Below are 18,584 nucleotides of genomic sequence, written 5' to 3'. Positions count from 1 at the left end.
TGTCCTATTTAGCGCCCGAATCCGTCGAGGCTTCAGCGGGGCGACGATCGTAGCCACGGTCACGTTTATCCAGTTCCTGCGCGCTGGTCGCGTAGGTGCGATCCAGAGCCAGCAGGTACTCCACCAAATCCAGCGCTTCCTTGCGGGCGACCACATGCTTGCCCGCAGGCTGCAGGGATTCCGGCAAACGCACCACCACGTCACCTTCGGAAACCTGGTCTTTCAGCTCGAACATATAGGGATAGGACGGCATCAGGCTCCAGTCAAAAATCGCACGGGGCTGATACAGATGGGTCAAATGCCAGTCACGGCTTTTCATGCGTGCCCCCACGTTGAACAGGTCCGGACCGGTACGCATGGTGCCCAGCAGGTGGGGCGAATCGTAAAAGTAATCGCCCGGTGTGGACGCACGGCCCCAGCCACGTGCCGTATCAAACAGGGTTTGACCGGTGGCGCGTGGCTGCTGGCTGTGACAGTACAAACAGCCATTGGCCACGTACTCGTCACGTCCCAGCAATTGCTGGGCGGTATAAGGTTGCAACTGCTCCGGCGGTTCCGAAGTACGCAGTTGCCAGGCTGGCAAAATCACCAGCATCAAGGTGGCCAGCAGCAACACGCCAATGGCCCCGATCAGTAAAGGTAAGAGTCGATTCATGACGCATCTGCCCGAGCAAGTGTAGGAGTCGCATTAACAGCGGAACCTTTGCGCAGCAAGAGCAAGGCAAAGTGAGCCGCAAAGACAAAGTGGCCCAAGGTCATCATGGTGCCGCCAATGGAGCGGGCTTCCAGATACGGAACCATCTTGCGAGTGATCTCGCCAAAACTTGAACCTGGGTCCATCAAGCCCATACCCTGCACCACACCGGCAATGCTCAGAGCCAGCACGTAGATCGTGAAGCCTGCGGTCACCAACCAGAAATGGGTTTTGATCAGAGCCGGGAAAGGCCAGCGACGTCCCAGAATGTGCGGCATCATGTAATACAGCGTGCCGAACATCACCATGGACACAAAGCCGTAGGCGCCCAGGTGAGCGTGACCGACGGTGTAATGCGTAAAGTGCGTCACCGAGTTCACCGAGCGGATCGCTTCCAGCGAACCCTGGAAGGAGGACAAGGTGTACATCAGCGCGCCAATCCAGACGAAACGCAGGGCCATGGATTGCTTGAAGGCCCACAGGTTCTGCGCAACGGTTACGTGCTGGTTAATCGCCACGGCAATTACCGGGACAAACATCATGATGCTGTGCACCACGGACAAGGTCACGGCCCAGGTTGGCACCGGGCCACCCATCAAGTGGTGAATACCGACCTGGCTGTAAAACAGCGCCAGACTCCAGAAACCCAGCAAGGACACGTTATAGGAATACACGGGCTTGCCGATGATTTTGGGGATGATGTAGTAAGCCGCACCCACCCCCATCGGCGTCAGCCACAACCCCAGCACGTTGTGAGCAAACCACCAGTTCACAGTTGCTTGCTGGGCACCGATGTGCAGGCCAGGGATGTTGGACACCAGGAACAGGAAGGGAAACCAGACCATGCCGGCCAGGAAGTACCAGCCCGACACGTAGATATGACGCGACTTGCGGTTCGCTGCAGTTTCAATCGCAGGCCAGGCCAGGAAAAAGCCACCCACAGCCAGCAGAATGTCGATCTGCCAGGGAAATTCCAGCCACTCGATGCCGTCAGACCAGCCATTGGCCACGGCAATCGTGCCGCCCAATACCCCCAGGGTCCACAGCGCGGCGCCAAAATACACCATATTGGGGCGGCGCAACGGCGTATGAAAAATACGCGGCAACAGCCACAGGGCCACGCCAATCCCGGTCACCGACAGCCAGCCATAGGCCACGATGTTCAGGTGCAAGGTACGCGCACGACCAAAGGTCACTTGGGCCACGTCGGCCAGCCAATCCGGCCAGTGCAGTTTCAGCGAGGCCATCACGCCAAACACCGAACCAATCAGCAGCCAGGTAATCCCGACCGTGACCAGAAGCAGCACCGGCCCCCGACCACTGCGGTCAATGCCCGCACGTAAAACGTCAAAGCGATGCGTCTGTGCTTCGTTCTCCCCCCCAAAGGAAGCACTGTCATCCGGCTGCCCGAGCTCACCTTTCATGAAGATGGTCTCGGCTTCGTTCTTCCCAACGAAAATCAGCTTGTTTGCTACGGCCCAGACAAGAATGCCCAGTGCCACCAAAGAGGCGACAAAACTGGTCGCCAGTAATATTCCTAATATAGGAGTCATGTGAGTAAATGCCCGATATCTGTCATGCGGCTAAGCCTAGAGAAACGTCATTGCCCAAGCCGGTTTTATTAAAAAAGTAAGTACCGAGATACAAATGCAATGCAATCTACATCACAGTAGAGGATCAGGATTAAGGCCAAATTAAGAGAACTTTCCCTCTCGCCCCTGCCCTCAAGACTGCTAACATGAACGCCGAAACGTAATGAACATCAGGCTTTGCCTGCACACGCCGCATTCGCTACAGGGGGGAGAATGCACGTTTTACTTGTTGAAGATGATGCGCTTGTCGCCAGCGGAATTGTGGCGGGCTTGCGACTGCATGGGCTCACCGTAGACCACGTGGGCACGGCCAGCCTGGCCGACACAGCCTTGCTGTCTTCGCACTTTGATGTCTGTATTCTGGATCTGGGTTTGCCCGATCAGGACGGGCTGACGCTGCTGCGTCGCTGGCGTGAACAAGGCCGCAAATTGCCCATACTGATTTTGACGGCCCGCGACGCCCTGCATCACCGGGTCGAAGGGCTGCTGGGCGGGGGCGATGACTACGTCATCAAACCATTTGACCTGGACGAACTGCTGGCACGTCTGCATGTCTTGACACGACGCGTGGCCGGTCATGAAACCGATTGCATTGAATATGGACGGCTCAGCTTCTGTGCGTCCACCGGCCATGTCACGCTGGATGGCAAGCCAGTCAGCCTGGCGCGTCGCGAACTGTCCTTGTTGCGCGCCCTGCTCAACAAACCCCACACCATCCTGAGCGCCGAACAACTGTGCGACAGCGTTTATGGCTACGACCAGGACCTGGAAAGCAATGCCATCAATGTGCACATCTACCATTTGCGCCGCAAGCTGGGCAGCAATATTGTCGAGACCGTGCGCGGCCTGGGCTACAAACTGGGGCCTGCCGGCTAGGTATGTGACGCCATGAGCTTACGCCTTAGATTGCTGCTGGTTATCGGCATTTCCCTGACCGTACTCTGGAGTGCGGTCGCCACTTGGATGCTGATGGATGCGCGTCACTCTTTACGTGAGGCGCTCGATAGCCGACTGGCAGCATCGGCCCGCATGGTGGCCGGACTGGTAGCCCAATTCCCGAACTTGCAGGAGCTGGCCCAATCGGCCGAGCGCCCTTTGGACATCATCGCTCGCGATGGCGTGGCTTGTGAAATCAGCGTGGTGCGCAGCGAAGTGGAAATCCAGGCTGTCAGCCGCACGGCGGGCAGCCCCGACATGTCACAAGTGGCGTTAGGCTTTGGCACGCATATCCATGGCGGCAAGCGCTGGCGCACCTTTGTCCTGCGCGAAGGCCATATCCAGATTGCCGCTGCCGACAGCATAGAAATACGCGAGTCGCTGGTACGGGAAATCATGCTCTCGGCCGGTCTACCCTTTGTGGTGGCCTTGTTTGGCAGCCTGCTGCTTTTGTGGATTGGTATCGGTCACGGCCTGGCGCCACTGGAACGAATTCGGGATTTGCTGTCCCGCCGCCGTCCGGGTGACGATAGCCCGCTGCCCAAAGTCAAAGCCCCGGTTGAGCTGCAACCTTTGCTACAAACCATTGAAGAACTGCTGGAACGCCAACAAGCCGCCATCATGCGCGAGCGCCGCTTTACCGATAGCGCCGCCCACGAACTGCGCACCCCGCTGACAGGCATCAAAACCCATATTCAAGTTGCCCATCTGGCCGCCCAGCGTCCTGGCGAGCGCAACACGCTGGATACCGCCTTGAGCCAGGCGGACCAAGGCGTGCAGCAACTACAGAACATTTTGCAGCGACTGCTGGAACTGGCCCGCCTGGACGGTCAAGGCGCCAGCAAGGAAAGCAGCCAGGCGGACGAGGCCGTGTATGCCGCCTTGCATGCGCTTAAAGCCATTTATGGCGATACCATCGACCAGATCACGCTGGATATACGCAGCAAACCCGGCCCGGTGCAGATTGAAAAATCCCTGCTGACAGTGGCCGTGCAGAACCTGATCGACAATGCCTTGCGCTATACCAAGGCGCAGCAGCCAATCAGCCTGCGGATTGAGGCCGGAGAACCAGGCTACCTGCGTATCAGTGTCCTGGACCACGGTCCCGGCTTGAGCGACAGCGAACGGGATCTGGCCATGAACCGCTTTTGGCGCGGCTCGCAGCAGCAGGCGGGATATGGACTGGGTTTATCCATTGTGAATGCCATCGCCACCCAGCATGGCGGCACACTGGAACTGTTGAATCGTCAAAGTGGCGGTCTGGAAGCGCGTCTGACCGTGCCCCTGACAGACGCACCGCCGCTCTACAGCTAATCGCTACCGCTGCTTCCCTGCACCAAACCTGCTGAAACCAAGCCAGGCCACAAAAAAAGGCCGGAGCCCCTAAGGGTCCGGCCTTTTCAGTTTGACGCGGTGCTTGCCTGTTCAGGCAAGCCCATCATCAAAGAATTTGGATTTTAGTTGCGCATGGGCCTTTCTGGCCTGCACCTTCGATGAAGGAAACGCGTTGGTTCTCTTCCAAAGTTTTGAACCCGGTTCCCTGAATTTCACTGTGGTGTGCGAAGAGATCCTTGCCGCCGTTCTCCGGCACGATGAATCCGAAGCCTTTTTCGCTGTTGAACCACTTCACAATACCAATTTCTGTCTTCAAAATAAGTCCTAAATGTAATAACGATCAGAGAAAAAATTTTCCCTTCCTGAACTATCCTCTGATTGCGTCCACAAAGATAGCTCCGTTACTTTTTATTCGCAAAAAACACGGATTTGTGTTGTTTCCGGAGCCGATACCCGGACTCTTGGCTATACTGGCTCGCACTAAGCGGTCTACTCATCCTGATTGACGTGTGTCATGTCATGATCACGAGGAACATACAATGAAACGTAGAAACTTCCTGCTGGCCACCCCAGCCGCCGCACTTGGAACACTGGTTCTGCCCTCCACCAGCCTGTCTGCCCCCGCCATCATCACCAACACCAGCCAAATCCTGCCGCGCCACACCAAAGGCCCGCGCATTGTCATTTGTGGTGGCGGTTGGGGCGGGATGACAGCCGCCAAATACCTGTCCAAACTGGTGCCGCAGGCGCAAGTAGTATTGATCGAGCGCAACCCCACGTTCTGGTCCGGCCCCATGAGCAACAAGTGGCTGATTGACATCGTCAACACCGATTTTCTGAACCACGACATGCTGGCGCCATCCATCAAATACGGCTACAGCCTGGTGCATGCCGAAGTCACCGCTATCGAGCGCGACAAGAAAACGGTGCGCACAACCCAGGGTGCGCTGGAATACGATTACCTGATTCTGTCGGGCGGCATACGCAATGCCTACGACGCCTGGTTCGGCAATGATACTTATGCGGCGGAATACACCCGCCAGCGCTTCCCCAACGCCTACATCCCAAATGCCGAGATGTTCGCCTTGAAGAACAAGCTCAAGGCCTTCAAGGGTGGCACCATTGTGATGACGTTGCCCCCGCCGCCCCATCGCTGCCCGCCCTCGCCCTACGAGCGCGCCTGTCTGATGGCCTGGCATATCAAGACCAACAAGATTCCGGGCAAGATCATTATTCTGGACCCCAAGCCCACCATCGCCCCCATTGGCGAAGGCTACCGCGCGGCTTTCCAGGAGCTGTATCCAGACATCATCACCCACGTACCCAATGCCCGGGTGCGCGAAGTAGACCCCTTCAAGAAACACATCAAGACCACCGCTGGCGACTTTGATTTTGACGACGCCGTGCTGATGCCCCCGCATCAGGCCGCCGACATGGTCTGGAATGCGGGCCTGGTCGGCACAGGTCCTGACGGCAAGCCAACAGGCTGGGCCAATATTGACCCGCGCCTGTTCACCGCCCGTGACGACGACAATGTTTACGTGGTCGGGGACTCCATGGGCTTTATTTCCGACCAGTTCGGCCACTACCCCAAGAGCGCTCACGTGGCGCACGCGGTGGCCAAAATCGTTTCCCAGAATCTGGCGGAGCGCATTGCGGGCAAGGAAGTGGTGCCCGTCCTGCCCGACAACCTGTGCTACATGATGGTCAACGGGGATCCGCAAGAAGAAATCTCGGTCAAGTTTGAATACGAGCTGGACGCAAGCGGCAAGGTTCTGCAAACGCAGATTGATATGGACGTACGTACCCCCGACCTTGTTCAAGAAGACTTCCAGTGGATCCAGAGCCGTTTCAATGACTTCCTCTAAACTTCCTTCCCGTTTTGTCCGCCGCCGCCAGCTTGTGCTGGGCTGTGCCGCCGGACTGGGCGCCGCGTGGCTGCCCATCAATCTGCATGCGCAAGTTGCCTTTGATCAATTGCTGAAACCGGCCACTGCGGCCCAGGTCCAAGCCATTGTGGACGAGTTCCTGAAAGGCGCCAGCCCAGAAGAAAAAGGCATGAAGCTGGATATGCCCGCTCTGGGCGACAACCCCGCCGCAGTGCCCGTCAAAGTGGTGCTGGACTTGCCCGCAAGCGACGATGTGTACTGCCAGGAGCTGATCATTCTGGCCCAGGGCAACCCGCATCCGCTGGCCTGCCGCTTCAACTTCACGGCCCTGGCCGGAACAACGGAAGTGGCCGTTCGTCTGCGTCTGATTGAAACCCAAACCATCCGCGCCCTGGCACGGTTAAGCGATGGCCGCGTCCTGAGCGCCCAGCATCACATCACCGTGACGGCTGGTGGCTGCGGCATGTAAACAAGGGGCACTCATGAGTAAACCACGTATCTGGATCAGCAATGCCAAGCCCAAGGCGGGCGAAATGGTGCGCGTGCGCGCCTTGGTCGAGCACCGCATGGAAAGTGGCCTGCGCTTGAGCAAAGAAGGCCAGGTTGTGCCGCGCAACATCATCCACGAATTCAAGGCCACCTTTAACGGCGAGCCCTTGTTCAACTGGCAGCCGGAAACAGCGATATCCCAAAACCCGTACATTGAATTTACCTTTGTTGCACGACACTCCGGGGCTCTGGAGATGAGCTGGACGGACGATCAAGGTGCCGTCATTACCGGCCAGACGGAGCTGAGCATCAGCGGCTGATTGCTTGCCATTTGCTGCCAGACTCCCAGACCTGCCCTCTTCAGCGCCCTGCCCGGGCGCTGAGTTCATAACAGCGTTCTATATAGTCATACAGGGTGGGCTTAACGGTAATGCTACGCTGGCGTCCTTTCCTACAACGAAGCACATTGACAAGAAGAATGCCCATGTCCCTCTCTCTGGTAGGTCGTCTCCTTATCGCCCCCGCCTTGCTCGTGGCCAGCAGTGCCACCGCGCCGGCCTGGGCCAGTTCCACACTGGACATCAAAACGGTGGCCAACTCCTGTGCGAACTGTCACGGCCCGGATGGGCGTTCCACGACCATCATTCCCTCGCTGGCAGGCCGTCCCGAAGCCGCCTTGCTGGAGCAACTGCGCGCCTTTGCTTCGGACACACCTCCGGCAGGCACCACCATCATGAGTCGTCTGGTCAAAGGCTACCAGGACGCGGATCTGGAAGCCCTGGCACGTCATTTCTCTGAAATCTCCTCCACCCCTCGCAGCGTTGCGGAAGGACGTTAAGAATGAGCACCCCCTTGAACTCCTCCCGTCGCCAATGGCTGAGCCGTGTCGGTAAAACCAGTGTGGCTGGCCTGGCCTTAAGCACCCTGCCGGTGTACGCACGCAGCAGCTCGGCCCATGTGATTGTGGTCGGCGGCGGCTTTGGCGGGGCAACGGCTGCCCGTTACTTGAAGCGCGGTGATCCGTCCCTGAAAGTCACCTTGATTGAACCGGCCACCACGTTCTACACCTGCCCCTTCACCAATCTGTATCTGGCCGGTTTGCGCCGCTTTGAACAGCAAGGCCACGGTTTCGATGATTTGCGCGCTGCCGGGATCGACGTGATTCACGACCTGGCCACCGCCGTCGACTCCCAGGCCAAGACCCTGACCCTGTCCAAGGGCCAGAAGCTGTCCTACGACAAGCTGCTGCTCTCGCCTGGCATTGATTTTCGCTGGAACACGCTGGAGGGCTATGACGAGGCCGCTTCCTTGCTGGCTCCGCACGCCTGGAAAGCGGGCGATCAAACCCGTTTGCTGAAAAGCCAGCTGGATGCCATGCCCAATGGCGGCACCTTCATTATGGTGGCCCCCGAAAACCCCTTCCGCTGCCCGCCCGGCCCGTACGAGCGCGCCAGCATGGTGGCCCACTACTTCAAGCAGAACAAACCCAAATCCAAGATTCTGATTCTGGATGCCAAAGACAGCTTCTCCAAACAAGGCCTGTTCCAGGACGGCTGGAAACAAGTCTATGGCGACATGATTGAATGGGTGCCCTTCTCCAAAGACGGCAAAGTCACCCGCGTGGATGCGGCCAAGCTAAGCGTGGAAACCGAGTTTGGCGAGATTCACAAAGCTGACGTGCTGAACGTCATCCCGCCACAAAAAGCCGGGGCCATTGCCGAGCAGGCCGGTGTCACCAACGCCAGCGGCTGGGTGCCGATTGACCCGCATACCTTCGAGTCCGAGCAGGTCAAGGACATCTATGTGGTGGGCGATGCCACCATTGCCTCGCCCATGCCCAAGTCGGGTTTCTCGGCCAATACACAGGCCAAGCTGGCAGCGGCCTCCATCATTAATGCCTTGAGCGGCAAGCCTGCACCACAGGCCACACTAAGCAATACCTGCTACAGTTTGATCGCTCCCGACTACGGCATTTCCGTGGGGCACTTGTACGCCTTTGCCGATGACAAGTTGGCCGAAGCCTCCGGCGGGGTCAGCCCCAAAGAAGCCAGCCCGGCCTTTCGCAAGCAGGAAGCCCAGTATGGCGAGGCCTGGTATGCCGCGATCAGTCGCGACATCTGGGGCACCAAAGGCTAAGTGGTTCTAATCCGGTCCTAACATCCAGCGCACATGATGAATACAGAACTTGTACTGTGGGTCAGCTTGGCCATTGGCCTGCTCTTTGGCATTGGCGGCCAGCTCAGTGGTTTTTGCTTTTATCGTGGCTTGACCGAGCGCTGGTCCGGGCGCAACGGCTACAAGCTCCAGGGTTTTGCCCTGGCGCTGGCCGTCGCCCTGGCCGGGACACAACTGGCCGCAGGCTATGGCCTGATCAGTCTGGACAAGATCCTGTACCTGAACCCCACCTTTTCCTGGCTGCTGGTGCCGCTGGGTGGCGTGTTGTTTGGTGCCGGCATGACGTTGGCCAATGGCTGCGGTGCCCGTGCTCTGGTTTTGCTGGGACAGGGGAATCTTCGCTCCTTTGTCGTCGTGCTTTGTCTGGGCATCGCCGCCTATATCACCTTGACGGGCCTGTTGGCACCGCTGCGCATGAGCATCGCCCAAGCCAGCAGTGTCACCCTGCCAGCGGTCACTCTGCCCGAAGGCCCCGTCCGATCTATTGTGATTGTCCTCATTGTCGCGGCGCTGATCGCTTTTTCCCTGCTGCGCCGACAGGACGGCCAACGCCTCAATGACCTGCTGGCCGGAGCATTCGTAGGACTGCTGATTGTGGCAGGCTGGCTGACCACGGGCTGGCTGGGAGATGATCCCTTCGAGCCTTTGCCCGTCAGCTCGCTAAGTTTTGTCGCCCCAATTGGTGAAAGCATTCAATACGCCATGATCTCCACCGGCATGAGCCCGCGCTTTACCATCATGATTGTGGTTGGGGTGGTGGCCGGTTCCTTGCTAAGCGCCCTGCTGCGTCGCCGCTGGAAGCTGGAAGGTTTTGAGTCACCCCGCCACATGCTGCGCTCCATGGCAGGCGGTACCTTGATGGGAGTCGGTGGCGTGCTGGCCCTGGGCTGCACCATAGGCCAGGGTTTAAGCGGCCTGTCCACCTTGTCGGCCACCTCCTTGCTGGCGGTACTGGGCATCATCGTCGGTGCACGCCTGACCTGGGCCCGCCCAAGCGCCTGAGTCCATGTTTCAATAAGGGCTTGATTGACGGCTCTTCAGACTGCCCAGGCCACCTCCGTCTGGCATCGCTGATGCGCTCTTATTGAGACTCCCGCAATGCGACAGATCCTGCTTGTTGTCGATGTGCAAAGCTGCTTTTCACCACCCCCGTGGCTGATTGACGGCATTAACGCCCTGAGCACCCGCCTGCCTTGCGCGGCCTTGATTGAACTGCACGACGAGTCACAAACGCCTTTTTCCAGCCAACTGGGCTGGTGCCCACCACGCAGCGATCGCTGTCTGGTCGATGCCAAACAAATCTTCATCAAGCACGGCTATGCCCCCAGCCCGGCGGCGATGGAGTATTTGCAGCAATGCCAGGCCGATCGCATTCTGGTCTGCGGCATTCAAACCGATACCTGCGTACTGGCAGCCGGTTTTGCCTTGTTTGATGCCGGGCTGCACCCCACCCTGATTACGGATCTGACGGTAGGCTCGTCCCTGGATCGCTCCGGCGAGCTGGGTATCAAGCTGTGGAAGCACCACTTCGGGCGCACGATTCACAGCAGCGAACTGTTGGCTCAACTGGACCAGTCATAAACAGCTCGCTTTCACAGCCTGCGCCCCTTCACACCCATCTGATCCCCCCTTTTATCTGCCCCAGCCACAACGCCCCTCACTCGATTCCCGACTCCTGCTGCCCCACTTCCTGAAAACCGCGCCTGCTCCGTGCAAGTACAAGAGCGTGCTAGTTGAAAGCTCAACCATCGCCTCCCTGACTAATCATTACGTTTAGCGTAATCGTTCAGTCATAAGCTTTATTGATAGCCCCATACCGCCACTGATATGGTCGTTTCCAGAAACCTGCAAAAGGTTCACTTACAAGGAGACGAGACATATGCATTGGCTATCCATTGCCGTATTAGGAGGTATGTTCGTGCTGGCAACTGCCCTGCCCATCAATATGGGGCTGATTGCTTTTGTAGGCGCTTTTCTGGTGGGTACGCTGGTGGCGGGCATGGGCGCCAAAGAAATCATGGGCGGCTTTCCGGCTGACCTGTTTTTGACACTGGCCGGTATTACCTATTTGTTCGCTCTGGCTCAGAACAACGGCACGATCAACTGGCTGGTCAGTATGGCCGTGCGAGCAGTGCGTGGCCGCATCGCCGCCATTCCCTGGATCATGTTTCTGATCACGGCCGCATTGACCGCTGTCGGTGCCGTCAGCCCGGCTGCCGTTGCCATCATCGCCCCGATTGCACTGGGCTTTGCCCGCCAGTACGGCATCAACCCGCTCCTGATGGGCTTGCTGGTGATACATGGTGCGCAAGGGGGCGGCTTCTCACCAATCAGTATTTATGGCGGCATCACCAACCGTGTGGTCAGCGCCGCCGGTTTGCCCTTGAATGAAATGGCCACCATGATGGCCAGCCTGGGCATCAACCTGGCCGTGTCCATTTTGCTGTTCGTGTGGATGGGTGGTTTGAAGCTGATGCGTCAGAAAGTGGACTTAAGTTCAGCAGACGTAAACGTTGCCCGCGTGGCCCATGGCTCGGGTGGCCCGCAAGTATTCGGCGATGCCGAAGCCGAAGCCTTTGGCGAAGAGCGCAAGACTGCCCGGAAAAGTCCCGATGCCCTGGTCGAAGCCGGCAATGGTGCCAGCGAGGCCCCGCACTGGTATCGCGTCTCGACCCTGGCAGGCCTGTTCATCCTGGCCGTTCTGACCTTGTTTTTCAAACAGGATATTGGCTTTACCTCGATCACCATCGGTCTGGTACTGACCTTGATGGCCCCCAATCTGCAAAAACGCGCGCTGGGCCAAGTGTCCTGGCCTGAAATCATGCTGATTGTGGGTGTCAGCACCTATGTGGGCGTGATGGAATCCATGGGCACGATTGACTTTGTCGGCCATAGCGTTGCCCAGCTGACCTCTCCCTTGATGGCGGCCTTGCTGCTGCTTTTTGTGGGTGCGGTTGTGTCGGCTTTTGCTTCTTCCACCGCCGTGCTGGGTTCGCTGATTCCACTGGCCGTGCCCTTTTTGCAAGGCGATGGCGGCGTGGGGCCGGTGGGCTTTATTGCGGCCATGGCTGTATCCTCCACCATTGTGGACGTCAGCCCCTTCTCCACCAATGGCGCACTGGTACTGGCCAATGCCCAGGGAGTGTCGCGTGATGCCTTCTTCCGTCAACTTTTGCTGTACGGTGCTGCCGTCACGGTTATTGCCCCGGTCGTCGTCTGGCTGCTGTTTGTGGTGCTCTGAAACTCCCGGCGAAGCAGAGATTCAACCGGCCCCGGCACTTTGCTAGCCGGGGCCTTTTTGATGGGGATTCTGGCCTCATCAACCGGCAGTTAACACTCTATGGTCCAACTCCATAGTCCATAAGATTTGCTAGTAGCGTGGAATGCCTGCAAGGCGTATTCCCTTCTGCCCCACCCTGCGTTCAGTCCGCAGCCCCGAACCGACAAGACTTATTCCCGCCCGAGTCTCACCAGCTCATCGCCCCGCCTCCCTCTCAACCGCGTCTTTCCCCTATGGAAAACGCCAAAACAGCTATGGCGCCGCATTAATTTCTGAATAAAGCCTTGAAACCTGGAAATTTCCAACACCGAAATGAGAATGATTGCTATTATTCTGCCGTTGTTTCAAGCCTGATGCCCTCTTCCCCTCTCTGTCACCAAGAACTTGCTTACTGAAAAGCGAAGCTTGCGTGATGAGCGCAGCGGACAAGAATGGCGGACTCAATCCGTCACCCACAGCTGCCAAGCAAGCACGGCTTTTCTCGGTTTAATGGTCATCAATCCAGCACCCGGAGACGGTGCTGAAGTAGGAGGCGCGTCAGCGTGAAAGAGTCATTTCGCCAATGTATGGCATGGCTGCATACCTGGGTCGGTCTGGTGGTGGGCTGGATCCTGTTTTTCGTCTTCGTCACCGGCACCGCAGGCTATGTAGACGATGAAATCACCCGCTGGATGGAGCCGGAGCGTCCCTTGCCCATGCAAGTCCTGCCCGAGCAATCCAGCCAGATGCTGGATCAGGCCCTGACGCAGCTGCAAGCGCATGCCCCGGCAGAATCCAAAGCCTGGACCATTATCCTGCCGCATCAAGCTCTGAACCCGCGTGCCACACAAGGGCTATCCATTGGCTGGGAAGAAATGCCCCAGCCCGGTCAACGCGCCCGTCGCGGAGGCGAGGAGCTGGACCCGGTCACCGGCCAGATTCAGACTGAAACCGAGCCCCGCGCCACGGCCGGTGGCACTGGCCTGTATCGCATGCATTACGCCCTGCACTACATCCCTTACCCGGTCGCTATCTGGCTGGTCGGTATCTGCACCATGCTGATGCTGCTGGCCGTGATTACAGGTGTGGTGACTCACAAGAAAATCTTTACCGACTTCTTCACTTTCAGACCCGGCAAGGGGCAGCGCTCCTGGCTGGACGCGCACAATATCGTCAGCGTGATGTCCCTGCCCTTTTTCCTGATGATTACCTACACGGGCCTGATCTTTTTCATGTCCATCTACATGCCGACCGGGCGAGAAGTCATGTACGGCGCGACGGAAGAAGGACGACAGGCTTACTTCCAGGACCTTCGCCAGCAAAAACGGGACTTCCTGCCCGTCAGCGCGCCGCAGGCCTCGCTAAGCGAGATGATGCATAGCGCTGAACAAGCCTGGGGCAAGAACAGCATTGCCTCGGTGCAGATTACGCATCCGGCAGATAGCCAGGCTTATGTAGAACTGCGTCGCACCGGCGTCACGGGCGTGTATTGGACCCGTGCCGAAACCCTGCGCTTTAACGCCCTCGACGGCAGTGCCATGGAGCCGGAGAACAATAGCAATGTCACCGGAGATACGCACCGCGTATTGCTGGCCTTGCACGAAGGTGTGTTTGCCGAATGGTGGTTGCGCTGGCTGTACTTTATTTCTGGTTTGCTGGGCTGCGCCGTTATTGGAACAGGCCTGGTGCTGTGGACCGTGAAGCGTCGCACCCAGCATCAAAAACGCATGGCCAAAGCCGCCGCGCTTAGCGTCTCCAAGCGCTTTGATGCCGCAGGCCTGCGTCTGGTGGAAATCCTGAATGCCGGCACCCTGGCCGGTTTGCCGCTAGGTCTGGCCGCCTACTTCTGGGCCAACCGCCTCTTGCCCATCAATATGGCTGACCGCGCCGCCTGGGAGTTCCATGCTCTGTTCCTGGTCTGGGGCTGGTCCTTCCTGTATGCCTCCTGGCGACCCTTGAAGCGCGCCTGGCTGGAACTGCTGTACCTGACAGCCGCCGCCTACGCCCTGATTCCTGTCCTGAACCTGCTGACTACTGACCGTCACCTGGGTGTCACCGTCATTCATGGCGACTGGGGCCTGGCAGGCTTTGACCTGACCATGTTTGGCCTGGCCGCCCTCTTTGTCTATATCGCCATCAAAATGAAACGCAAATGGCACATTGCCAGCCTGCCTAAAAAAGCCGCTGCCCCGGCCAGCTTGCAAACTGCGGGAGTGAACGGATGAGTGGACTGACTTCCCGCTACCGCCTGCAAGTGCTGTCGCGCATTGTGGCCGCCACGGTCGGCGGCTACGCCCTGGCCGCTGCTGCCACAGTATTGCTGACCGTGCTCTGGCCTTTGCCTAGAGCCCAGGCAGTTCTGGCAGCGAATATGTTGAGCTTTGTCTGGTACAGCATCGCCGTGATGTGGGTGTTCAGCACTAAAAGCGCCACCCGCGCCTGGGTGGGCATGGTTCTGCCTACGGCCTTGATCGCTGTGCTCAGCGCTGTGTTGATGCCCGCCGGAGTGCTGCCATGAGCAATACCAGTCTGTGGCTGAATCTGGCCGTTTTTATCATCAGTCTGGCAGGCTTTATCTGCCTGGCCTTGGCCAGCGATCGCCAGGGAGAATTTCTGCTGCATCGCACGCCCAGCGAGAAGGAAAGACTGATATTTCGTCTACTCGGCTGGCCCTTGCTGGCCGTGGCTTTAGCCCTGTGCTGGCAAGGCTGGGGCTGGAGCATGGGTACGGTTGCCTGGCTGGGTTGGCTGACCATGGCCGGTGCCGGACTGACCTTTTACTTGCCCTGGTGGCCTTGGCAGGAAAAGAAACCTGTGCGGGCCAGACCTGCGCTAGTTGCGAAGGCAGCACCTAAAGCGGTTGGAGCGGACAATACTGCATCGACATCAAGTGACGCTATAGCTGGGAAAAATGGAGTGGCGGCGGCAAATTCAAGCGCTGCTTCAACTACCGCTGGCGCTACACGTACAGAGCCTACTAAAGCTGGAGTGGCACCCACAGCATCACGATTTTCCACACGCAGCCTGGTTTTTGCCAGCACCCTTCTGGCCATCCCGGCCGCCTTCATGATTTATCTGGCGCAGCAAGGCCCGGAGCCTGTATTTCGCAACAATGCCCTGCAAGGCCAGATTGGTCCGTGGTCGTTTGCCCTGGCTGAAACGGATGACAAAGCTCCCATTAGTGGGCCCAGCGGCGCGCATCGCAAAGCCTTCCAGATTCGCTTTTGCGAGACCTGCGATCCACATATACGCCGCGCCTATCTGCAAGTCAGTAAGCCCGAGCCTATGCCTGCGCCCCGCCAGGCTTTCAACAATACGCGCTGGACGCGTGCAGTAGACGTTGCGATCCCACCCAATATCCAGCTGGAGCATCAACTGTGGCTAACCGTGGAGGCCAAGAGCGGGGAAATCTACCATCAGGCTTTTGATTTCCACCAAGTGTCCCCCGTGACAGCGGCGTTTATCCAGCAACAGCCGTGAGAGTAATCTGCATAGCAAGGGCCAAGATTGAACTGCCCCACGCCACGTATCTGGCTCCGAACCAAACCAACTCGTCGGCCGATAAAGCGCCCCCCAACACAACTCTTCACAATCCCGACAAAACCCTACACCTGACACAAGTCGCCACGCCACCGAAATTTCTCACATTTACTATAAAAAAACACCACCCTCAACAAAGGAAAACTTTTAACAGTTGTTTTCCTTTCAAGGAGTTAGCGCCTCTTTCTTATCGCTAGAATCCAGCCGTGTTAAATCACTAACAGGGCAATATCATGTCTTTATTAAAACGATGCACCGCAGAAACGCTGGGTACTTTCTGGCTGGTCTTTGGGGGCTGCGGAAGTGCGATCTTTGCCGCTGCCTATCCTGAACTGGGGATTGGTTTTGCCGGGGTAGCCCTGGCCTTTGGTCTGACCTTGCTGACCATGTGCTATGCCATCGGCAATATCTCCGGTTGCCACATCAACCCGGCTGTCACGCTGGGCCTGGTTGCTGGTGGACGTTTCCCCGCTCGCGACGCCATTCCCTACATCATTGCCCAGGTTATTGGCGGCCTGCTGGCCGGCGGCGTTCTGTACCTGATCGCCAGCGGCAAAACCGGCTTTGATCCCGTAGCAGGCTTTGCCTCCAACGGCTTTGGCGAGCATTCGCCCGACAACTACAGCCGTAACGCTGCCCTGATCGCAGAAATTGTGCTGACCGCCTTCTTCCTGTTCATCATCATGGGCGCGACCCACAAGCGTGGTCACGCTGGCCTGGCAGGCGTGGCGATTGGTCTGTCCCTGACCTTGATTCACCTGATCAGCATCCCCATCACCAACACCTCCGTGAACCCTGCGCGTTCTACCGGCGTGGCCTTCTTCCAGGGCACCTGGGCCATGGAACAGCTGTGGCTGTTCTGGGTCGCTCCCTTGGTTGGTGGTGTGATCGGCGCTCTGGTGTATCGCTTTTTGCACGCCAACGACGAGTAAGCTGCACTGACTCCTGCTGGGAGGATCATTGAGCCGCATCGGCTTGAACGGGCTATGTGCCCGATTCAAGACGATGCGGCTCAATGCTATTTATGGAACCCAATTGTCGCCCTGCAAAGCACCAGACTTGTCGCGCTTCTGTAGTAGGATTTACACCCTGCCCCAAGCAAAGAGGCTGTACGCGCTGCACCTGGCGACTCAACCCAGACTCATACGCTTATCCACGCCCGCACACCCGGAGAACCTCATGAAAAAAGCATTGAACACCGGCCTGATCGCTTTAGGACTCAGCTTGATGGCAAGCGCCTCTTCCGTTCAGGCAGCCGACTGCGGCAGCATGACCAATCAAAACGCCATGAATCAGTGCTTTAGCAACGAGTACAAGAACTCGGACGCCGAACTGAACAAGCTCTACAAGGAAATCAGCAATCGTCTTAAAGATGATGCTGACACCCTCAAAGCCTTGCGCAACGCCCAACGTGCCTGGATCAGCTTCAGGGATGCGGAATGCGACTTTGCTGCGATCAACACCCAAGGCGGCAGTATTCACGCCATGCTGATCACCACTTGCCGCAATGAATTGACGCAGGCCCGTATCAAGAACTTCAACACCTACCTGTCCTGCGAAGAGGGCGATATGAGCTGCCCGGTTCCACCCGCCATGTAATGACATGCCCGACACCAAACACCCATCCACACGCGACTTGAACGACCTTTACTACTTTGTACAGGTCGTGGACCACGGTGGGTTTGCGCCGGCCGGACGGGCCTTGGGCATCCCGAAATCCAAGCTCAGCCGACGCATCACCTTTCTGGAAGAATCCCTGGGTGTGCGTCTGATCCAGCGCTCCAGCCGCCATTTCAGCGTCACGGAAATCGGCCAGATGTACTACCAGCGCTGTGTGGCCATGCTGGTGGAGGCCGACTCGGCCCAGGACATCATCGAGCGCCATCGCAGCGAGCCCCAAGGCTCGGTACGCATCAGTTGCCCCCTGGCTTTGCTGGACTACGGAGTCAATGAATTGCTGGCCCGCTATATGGCGGCGTATCCGCAGGTAAAGCTGGAAGTGGAAAGCACCAACCGCCGCGTGGACGTAATTCGTGAAGGCTTTGATGTGGCCCTGCGCGTCCGCTTCCCGCCTTTGGAAGACAGCGGCCTAGTCATGAAAGTCCTGGGCGAGAGTACACAGTATCTGGTTGCCAGCCCGGCCCTGATCGAACGCATGGGCGGACTGCCCAAGCTGGACCAGCTAGGTAGCTGGCCAGCCTTGAGTGACGAGCATCTGCAACGCAACCCCATCTGGCAGCTGCAAACTGCAGAAAACACACTGATGGAAGTGCCCTATCATCCTCGCCTGGTCTGTGATGACCGTATGACCTTGCTGCAATCAGCCTTGCAGGGAATTGGCGTGGTTCAAATGCCGGCCATGCTGATCGCCCCTTATATGCAGGACGGCAGGCTGGTGGATGTCGCCCCCGGCTGGAATCCCCGCCCCGGCGTGGTGCATGCCGTCTTTCCTTCACGCCGAGGTCTGGTACCTGCGGTACGCGCCCTGCTGGACTTTTTGGGCGAGGAATTCGTCACTATTTTGCACACGCCCCCCTCGTAAATTCCTGCCTTCAATCATCCAAAGCCAGTCCTCGGCAAATCGTTCTAATTATGGAACGCTGATGGCCATATTCTCATCTATTCAAGTCATCGTTGCACTCCTATAGTCTCTTCATCCTAGTATTCATAATGGG

Annotated in this window: 19 protein-coding genes; 16 read left to right on the top strand and 3 right to left on the bottom strand. The window is 57.9% G+C overall.

Annotation, left to right across the window (positions count from 1 at the left end; all coding sequences use genetic code 11):
- Nucleotides 1-4: 4 nt before the first annotated feature.
- Together CPY64_RS05435 and CPY64_RS05430 are read right to left on the bottom strand one after the other, a co-directional pair.
- Nucleotides 5-655 carry a cbb3-type cytochrome c oxidase subunit II gene (locus CPY64_RS05435; RefSeq protein ID WP_042489054.1) on the bottom strand — a complete coding sequence of 217 codons (651 nt, stop codon included), beginning with the start codon at nucleotides 653-655 and terminating at the stop codon, nucleotides 5-7.
- Entirely contained in the window at nucleotides 652-2,247 is a 1,596-nt protein-coding gene (locus CPY64_RS05430; protein WP_031232271.1) for a cbb3-type cytochrome c oxidase subunit I, read from the bottom strand. The genes CPY64_RS05435 and CPY64_RS05430 overlap by 4 nt, the downstream gene beginning before the upstream one ends.
- Before the next feature lie 252 nt (nucleotides 2,248-2,499).
- Between CPY64_RS05430 and CPY64_RS05425 the strand changes: the two genes are divergently transcribed.
- Both CPY64_RS05425 and CPY64_RS05420 read left to right on the top strand, forming a co-directional pair.
- The gene (locus tag CPY64_RS05425) at nucleotides 2,500-3,162 is read left to right on the top strand and encodes a response regulator (protein WP_042489057.1); all 663 of its coding nucleotides are present in this window, start codon (nucleotides 2,500-2,502) and stop codon (nucleotides 3,160-3,162) included.
- Nucleotides 3,163-3,174: 12 nt separating this feature from the next.
- A complete protein-coding gene (locus CPY64_RS05420; RefSeq protein WP_042489060.1) occupies nucleotides 3,175-4,536 on the top strand; it encodes an ATP-binding protein in 1,362 nt (453 codons plus the stop codon).
- 127 nt (nucleotides 4,537-4,663) lie between these two features.
- On the opposite strand, the gene CPY64_RS05415 is transcribed toward CPY64_RS05420, so the two are convergent.
- Nucleotides 4,664-4,873 carry a cold-shock protein gene (locus CPY64_RS05415; RefSeq protein ID WP_009461028.1) on the bottom strand — a complete coding sequence of 70 codons (210 nt, stop codon included), beginning with the start codon at nucleotides 4,871-4,873 and terminating at the stop codon, nucleotides 4,664-4,666.
- A 223-nt stretch (nucleotides 4,874-5,096) separates the two neighbouring features.
- Between CPY64_RS05415 and CPY64_RS05410 the strand changes: the two genes are divergently transcribed.
- From CPY64_RS05410 to CPY64_RS05345, 14 genes are all read left to right on the top strand, one after another.
- The gene (locus tag CPY64_RS05410) at nucleotides 5,097-6,425 is read left to right on the top strand and encodes an FAD-dependent oxidoreductase (RefSeq protein ID WP_042489067.1); all 1,329 of its coding nucleotides are present in this window, start codon (nucleotides 5,097-5,099) and stop codon (nucleotides 6,423-6,425) included.
- Nucleotides 6,412-6,915 carry a thiosulfate oxidation carrier protein SoxY gene (locus CPY64_RS05405; protein ID WP_042489072.1) on the top strand — a complete coding sequence of 168 codons (504 nt, stop codon included), beginning with the start codon at nucleotides 6,412-6,414 and terminating at the stop codon, nucleotides 6,913-6,915. The genes CPY64_RS05410 and CPY64_RS05405 overlap by 14 nt, the downstream gene beginning before the upstream one ends.
- Nucleotides 6,916-6,928: 13 nt before the next feature.
- A complete protein-coding gene (gene soxZ, locus CPY64_RS05400; protein WP_042489075.1) occupies nucleotides 6,929-7,255 on the top strand; it encodes a thiosulfate oxidation carrier complex protein SoxZ in 327 nt (108 codons plus the stop codon).
- Nucleotides 7,256-7,419: 164 nt separating this feature from the next.
- Nucleotides 7,420-7,773 (top strand): c-type cytochrome, encoded by a 354-nt coding sequence (locus CPY64_RS05395; protein WP_052363045.1) that lies wholly within the window; start codon nucleotides 7,420-7,422, stop codon nucleotides 7,771-7,773.
- A 2-nt stretch (nucleotides 7,774-7,775) separates the two neighbouring features.
- Entirely contained in the window at nucleotides 7,776-9,071 is a 1,296-nt protein-coding gene (locus tag CPY64_RS05390; protein ID WP_042489078.1) for an NAD(P)/FAD-dependent oxidoreductase, read from the top strand.
- A gap of 33 nt (nucleotides 9,072-9,104) precedes the next feature.
- The gene (locus CPY64_RS05385; RefSeq protein WP_042489080.1) at nucleotides 9,105-10,112 is read left to right on the top strand and encodes a YeeE/YedE family protein; all 1,008 of its coding nucleotides are present in this window, start codon (nucleotides 9,105-9,107) and stop codon (nucleotides 10,110-10,112) included.
- A gap of 96 nt (nucleotides 10,113-10,208) precedes the next feature.
- Entirely contained in the window at nucleotides 10,209-10,691 is a 483-nt protein-coding gene (locus tag CPY64_RS05380; RefSeq protein WP_042489083.1) for an isochorismatase family protein, read from the top strand.
- 298 nt (nucleotides 10,692-10,989) lie between these two features.
- Nucleotides 10,990-12,351, top strand: a complete 1,362-nt coding sequence (locus CPY64_RS05375) for an SLC13 family permease (protein ID WP_042489085.1) — start codon at nucleotides 10,990-10,992, stop codon at nucleotides 12,349-12,351.
- A 581-nt stretch (nucleotides 12,352-12,932) separates the two neighbouring features.
- Complete coding sequence (locus CPY64_RS05370; RefSeq protein WP_165589491.1) at nucleotides 12,933-14,594, top strand: PepSY-associated TM helix domain-containing protein; 1,662 nt, start codon at nucleotides 12,933-12,935, stop codon at nucleotides 14,592-14,594.
- Nucleotides 14,591-14,887, top strand: a complete 297-nt coding sequence (locus tag CPY64_RS05365) for a DUF3649 domain-containing protein (protein WP_042489091.1) — start codon at nucleotides 14,591-14,593, stop codon at nucleotides 14,885-14,887. The genes CPY64_RS05370 and CPY64_RS05365 overlap by 4 nt, the downstream gene beginning before the upstream one ends.
- Nucleotides 14,884-15,849, top strand: coding sequence for a DUF3325 domain-containing protein (locus CPY64_RS05360; protein WP_042489094.1), 966 nt, complete (start codon nucleotides 14,884-14,886; stop codon nucleotides 15,847-15,849). The genes CPY64_RS05365 and CPY64_RS05360 overlap by 4 nt, the downstream gene beginning before the upstream one ends.
- A gap of 293 nt (nucleotides 15,850-16,142) precedes the next feature.
- On the top strand, nucleotides 16,143-16,841 hold the full coding sequence (aqpZ, locus tag CPY64_RS05355) for an aquaporin Z (protein WP_042489098.1): 699 nt from the start codon (nucleotides 16,143-16,145) through the stop codon (nucleotides 16,839-16,841).
- Between the two features lie 247 nt (nucleotides 16,842-17,088).
- Nucleotides 17,089-17,508: a lysozyme inhibitor LprI family protein gene (locus tag CPY64_RS05350; RefSeq protein ID WP_080723855.1), complete on the top strand. Its 420-nt coding sequence runs from the start codon at nucleotides 17,089-17,091 to the stop codon at nucleotides 17,506-17,508.
- 4 nt (nucleotides 17,509-17,512) lie between these two features.
- Nucleotides 17,513-18,451 carry a LysR substrate-binding domain-containing protein gene (locus CPY64_RS05345; RefSeq protein WP_042489102.1) on the top strand — a complete coding sequence of 313 codons (939 nt, stop codon included), beginning with the start codon at nucleotides 17,513-17,515 and terminating at the stop codon, nucleotides 18,449-18,451.
- Nucleotides 18,452-18,584 lie beyond the last annotated feature (133 nt).

Source organism: Alcaligenes faecalis (assembly GCF_002443155.1).
GTDB lineage: Bacteria > Pseudomonadota > Gammaproteobacteria > Burkholderiales > Burkholderiaceae_B > Alcaligenes > Alcaligenes faecalis.
This window is presented reverse-complemented; position numbering and strand designations above follow the sequence as displayed.